At 59.5% G+C, this 4,739-nt stretch carries 5 protein-coding genes and 1 pseudogene; 5 read left to right on the top strand and 1 reads right to left on the bottom strand.

The genetic code is table 11. The features are described from left to right. Positions 1-306, bottom strand: a 306-nt coding sequence (locus FY112_RS02090) for a LacI family DNA-binding transcriptional regulator (protein WP_151517534.1), incomplete at its 3' end; no start/stop codon positions are given. 157 nt (positions 307-463) lie between these two features. Between FY112_RS02090 and FY112_RS02085 the strand changes: the two genes are divergently transcribed. The 5 genes and pseudogenes from FY112_RS02085 to FY112_RS37325 form a co-directional block, all read left to right on the top strand. Then, a complete protein-coding gene (locus tag FY112_RS02085; protein ID WP_181018126.1) occupies positions 464-1,438 on the top strand; it encodes a sugar ABC transporter substrate-binding protein in 975 nt (324 codons plus the stop codon). 103 nt (positions 1,439-1,541) lie between these two features. Further along, positions 1,542-2,591, top strand: coding sequence for an ABC transporter permease (locus FY112_RS02080; RefSeq protein WP_151517533.1), 1,050 nt, complete (start codon positions 1,542-1,544; stop codon positions 2,589-2,591). A 10-nt stretch (positions 2,592-2,601) separates the two neighbouring features. Beyond that, the gene (locus tag FY112_RS02075; RefSeq protein ID WP_151517532.1) at positions 2,602-3,600 is read left to right on the top strand and encodes an ABC transporter permease; all 999 of its coding nucleotides are present in this window, start codon (positions 2,602-2,604) and stop codon (positions 3,598-3,600) included. A gap of 10 nt (positions 3,601-3,610) precedes the next feature. Beyond that, positions 3,611-4,432 carry an ATP-binding cassette domain-containing protein gene (locus FY112_RS02070; RefSeq protein WP_017958231.1) on the top strand — a complete coding sequence of 274 codons (822 nt, stop codon included), beginning with the start codon at positions 3,611-3,613 and terminating at the stop codon, positions 4,430-4,432. Between the two features lie 108 nt (positions 4,433-4,540). Further along, a pseudogene (locus FY112_RS37325) lies at positions 4,541-4,739 on the top strand (sugar phosphate isomerase/epimerase); the annotation flags it as partial.

The raw sequence follows: 4,739 nt of genomic DNA, 5'->3' as shown, positions 1-4,739 counted from the left end.
GTCGATGACAGGGTCGACGACTTCATCACGCCTCGCGCGGCAGGCCTCGACGATTTTCTTGCCGAAGAGCTGATAGAGTTCACGGCTGGATTGCTGCAGCAGGAAGCCGAGCCGATACTTCGGCACCGACTTGCGCAGCCGGTCCTCGATTGCGCCGGCGCCGTAAAAGCCGATCCGCTCTGCGGCGGCCTGGACGCGCTGCACTGTCGTGCCTTTGACGGAGGCGCTTCCGCCAAGAATTCTGTTGACGGTCGCAACGGAGACATCCGCCTCTTTGGCAAGATCGGAGATGGTCGGCCGACGCATACTTTTCCTCCTTCGTCACCGTGTTCGTATCATTATGAGTGATATACCATGATACTTTTTACATGTTTAGTATGATTTTGCATTTCGGGAATTTCAAGCGGTGATATGTTTCTCCTCACGGTCCTGCCAGGGAGGCGGACCAAGGGAGGACATTGAGATGACTAAATTTCCCCGCCTCGCGGCAACCGTATCGGCTGCCGCCATTATGACCTGCGCTGCAACGGCTGTTCTGGCCGCCAACATTTTCGTCGTGGGCGGCAAGCCGGACGATCCCTTCTGGTCGATCGTCAAGCGTGGCGCCGAGGACGCCGGCAAGGTCGTGGAAGCGCAGGGCGGCAAGGTCGTCTGGCTCGGGCCTCAGAACTATGACAATCTCGGTGTCGATGCGGCTGAACTGATCCGTCAGGCTATCGATCAGGGCGCCGATGCGATTGTTGGTCCGGACTGGGTGCCAGAAGCAATGGATCCGGCCTTCAAAGCGGTCGTCGACAAAAAAATTCCGTTGGTCATCTATAACGCTGGCGGCATCGAAGCTGCCGATCGTCTCGGTGCGATGAACTATGTCGGCTCCAACGACTTTCTGTCTGGCAAGGCTGCGGGCACCTACTTCGCCAAGCATGAATTGAAGAACGCCGTCTGCCTCAACACCTTGCCTGGCGCGGCCAATATCGAAGCTTTCTGCAAAGGCATGATCGAGGGCGTAACGGAAGGTGGCGGTGCGGGCTCGTCTCTGCCGCTTCCCGCAACCTCCTTCGGTTCGGCAACCGCCGTTGCGCAGGCGCTAAAGGCGCATCTTCTGCAGCATCCGGAGATCAATGCTGTGTTCGCGATCGGCAACGTCGACACGAATTCGGCGGTCAACGGTGTGACGCAAGCTGGCAAGCAGGGTCAGGTGAAGGTCTGCGGCATGAACATGGATGAGACCATCCTGAACAACATCAAGAGCGGCACCCAGCTTTGCGCAGTCGACCAGCAGGGTTACCTGCAGGGCTATCTCGCAGTCTCGATCCTCAACGGTAAAGTCAACTATGGGCTTACCGTGCCGACCCGGGAAATCCTGACCGGCCCCGGCGTCATCGACGCCTCGAACGTAGACGCCACCTTGGCGGGTGTGAAGGCTGGCGCCCGCTGAGCTTCGCTGAGCGTCGTGAAGCTGCCTGCTCCTCACGCAGGCGGCTTCGCGTCTTCCAAAAGCGTCGACCTTTACCGGTCATCGGCTTCATTGGTGGTATCAAATGAACACGAGAAACAGTGTCCTTGCCTCCTCCGCTCCTTCAGGCGGCCAAAATATCAAAGCGACCATCGGTCAGCTTTCCCGCCGTCCTGAAGCGGGAGCGCTGTTGGGCTTGATAGCAGTATTCGTCTTCTTCGGCCTGGCGGGCGGCAATGTCTTCCTGTCCTCTGCGGGTTATGCCAGCTGGCTGAACGTCGCCGCCGAAATCGGCATCGTCGCGCTCCCAATCGGGCTGTTGATGATCGCAGGCGAAATGGACCTCTCGATCGGGGCGGTGATTCCGGCAGCATCTCTGACGATGGCGATCATCTCCGGCCATTACGGCCTCCCCGAGATTGTGGGCATTTCCGCCGGCCTCGGCGTCGGTGTCATCGTCGGGCTTTTCAACGGTTACCTGGTCAACCGCACACGCGTCCCTTCTTTGATTGTCACCATCGGTTCGATGTTCGGCGTCATGGGATTGACGCTGGGGTTCACCGTGCTCATCGCCGGCAGCACCGGCGTGTCACTCGTGCCGAGCCCGGCCGTCAAAGCGATCCTCGGCGATTTCATCGGCGGCATGTTCCAAGTGACGATCTTCTGGTGGATCCTGTTCGTGGCGGCGTTCTTCTGGCTGCTGCACATTTCGCCGGTGGGCAACTGGATCTTCGCTCTGGGTGGCGACAAGGTCTCGGCCCGCAACGCCGGCATTCCGACGGAAAGGCTGACCATCGCGCTTTACATGCTATCGGGCTTTTCTGCGGCTTTCGTCGGTGTCAGCCAGGTGCTTGTCTACCAAAGTGCGCAGGTGCTCGGTGGGCAGTCGTTCATCTTCAATTCGATCATGTGCGTGGTCATTGGCGGTGTGCTTCTGACCGGAGGCACCGGATCGGTGGTGGGTATTGTCATCGGTACACTCACCTTCGCGATCGTGAACCAGGGCATCTATTTCACCGGAATCGACCCGAACCTCGGCAGCGTCATCATCGGGGCGCTCCTGCTGCTCGCCGTGATGATGAATGACAAGTTCCGGCTGATGGCGACGTGCTACGCGGCGAAAAAGAAGAAGTGAGGGCGGAAAGATGAGCGGTTTTTCCATTGGACTATTTATACGCCGCCCGGAATTCGGCGCCGTGTTGAGCTTCGTCGCGGTGATTGCTTTCTATGTCGCCTTCGGCGGAGTGAGTCTCGGCACGCTCTTCGGCGCGGCAAGCTGGGTCAACTTCGCGGCCAATCTCGGCATCGTCGCCTTGCCTGTCGGCCTTCTGATGATCGCCGGCGAACTCGATATCTCAATCGGTGCGATGATCCCGGCGGGCTCGATGTCGATCGCCATCCTCTCGGGCTATTACGAGTTACCGATCGTGATCGGCATGTTTGGGGCGCTTGCAATCGGCGTTCTCGTGGGGCTGGTCAACGGTTTCCTGGCGGTCCGCACGAGCGTTCCCTCGCTGATCATCACATTGGGCACGTTGGTTGCAGTGCAGGGGCTCGTGCTTGCAGGATCGGTCATTCTGACCGGGGCCGCTTCGGTTCCGCTCAATGCGCCGGCCTGGGCCAAGACGGCATTCGGTGACCTCATCCAGGACAAATTCCAGGTGATCATCCTGTGGTGGCTCGCGCTGACGGTGGTCTTTGCTTTCGTGCTTCACGCGACGCGCTACGGCAATTGGATTTTTGCGATGGGAGGAGACGAGGTCAGTGCGCGCAATGCCGGCATCCCGACCGACCGGGTCAGGATCGTTCTCTTCGTTCTATCGAGCACGGTCGCCTCTTTCGTCGGAATGTGCGGCGCCATCCTGTTCAATTCCGCGCAGGTTTCGGGCGGCATGAACTACATCTTCAATACGGTCGTCTCGATCGTGGTGGGCGGCGTGCTGCTCACAGGCGGCTTCGGTTCGGTCGCCGGGATCTTTCTCGGCGCGCTGACCTTCGCCGTCGTCAACCAGGGCATCTACTTCACCGATATCGACCGTAACTGGTCCAACTTGATCATCGGCGTGATGTTGATGGCTGCCGTTTTGATGAACGACACGTTCCGGCAGATGGCGTTGAGCTTCGCGCCGAAGAAAAACAAGTGAGTATCCAACAATGTCCGACAATACTCCGATCCTTGAACTTCAAAATGTCGACAAGAGCTTCGGTCCGATCGACGTCCTGCACGACATCTCGCTCAAGGTCCGTGCCGGCGAGGTGCTCTGCCTGCTCGGCGACAACGGCGCCGGCAAATCGACACTCATCAAGACGCTTGCGGGCGTTCACAAACCGACGCGCGGCACCATCCTGATGGACGCAAAGCCGGTCGAATTCAGCGGACCGCGCGATGCGCAGGAAAAGGGCATCTCGACGGTGCATCAATTCGGCGGCACATTTCCGCTGATGTCGATCGGCCGCTCCTTTTTCGTCGGCGTAGAACCGACCAAGGGCTGGGGTCCGTTCAAAATCTATGACCGCAGGAAGGCCAACGAGATCGCCGTTAAGGCCGTGCAGGACTTCGGGATCACCCGCATCGACGACGGCGATCGTCTCGTCGGCGGGCTTTCAGGCGGCGAACGTCAGTCGCTTGCGATCGCCCGGGCCGTGCATTTCGGGGCGCGTGTGCTCATTCTCGACGAACCCACCGCAGCTCTCGGCGTGAAACAGGCGGCGCATGTGTTGCGGATCGTCAACGAGGCGAAGCGGCGAGGTCTGGCGGTGATCTTCATCACCCACCAGGTCATGCATGCGATGGCGGTGGGTGATCACTTCGCCGTGCTCATCCGTGGGGCAATCGCCGCTGATTTCCGCAAGGGTGACAAGACCCGCGAGGAGATTACCGACCTGATGGCCGGCGGGGAAACCATGGCCGACCTCGAGGCCCAAATCGACACTTACATGGCAAGCCACGAGGGGCATCCGCCGCCGGCCCAGTAACCGCTGACGGCACCACAAACGAGACAGCGCAAGCGCACAACATCCGGCAGCGCCAGAAAACATCGCCGCCGGGGAAGGAAAAATCATGTCCGGAATCTGGAGGTCAAAATGAAGATCGCACTCGACCCCTTCATGCATCGGCATCTCTCCCTCGAAGAGTTGCCCAGGAAGGTGAGGGAACTCGGCTACGACTGGATCGAGCTATCCCCGCGCGGGGATTTCCTCGAATGGTTCAAGGCGCCGCGTGTGTTTCCTGAACGGATCAAGTCATTCAAGCGCGCACTGACAGAGGCGGATGTCGGCATTG

The organism is Rhizobium sp. PEPV16 (genome assembly GCF_008919455.1).
Lineage (GTDB): Bacteria > Pseudomonadota > Alphaproteobacteria > Rhizobiales > Rhizobiaceae > Rhizobium > Rhizobium leguminosarum_Q.
Note: the sequence above shows the minus strand (reverse complement) of the source record. Positions and strands in the feature narration are given on the sequence as shown.

Bases quoted from the DNA above. Each gene is read 5' to 3' on its own strand.
- FY112_RS02075 (WP_151517532.1), top strand. From the start codon at position 2,602: ATGAGCGGTTTTTCCATTGGACTATTTATACGCCGCCCGGAATTCGGC.
- FY112_RS02085 (WP_181018126.1), top strand. From the start codon at position 464: ATGACTAAATTTCCCCGCCTCGCGGCAACCGTATCGGCTGCCGCCATT.
- FY112_RS02070 (WP_017958231.1), top strand. From the start codon at position 3,611: ATGTCCGACAATACTCCGATCCTTGAACTTCAAAATGTCGACAAGAGC.
- FY112_RS02080 (WP_151517533.1), top strand. From the start codon at position 1,542: ATGAACACGAGAAACAGTGTCCTTGCCTCCTCCGCTCCTTCAGGCGGC.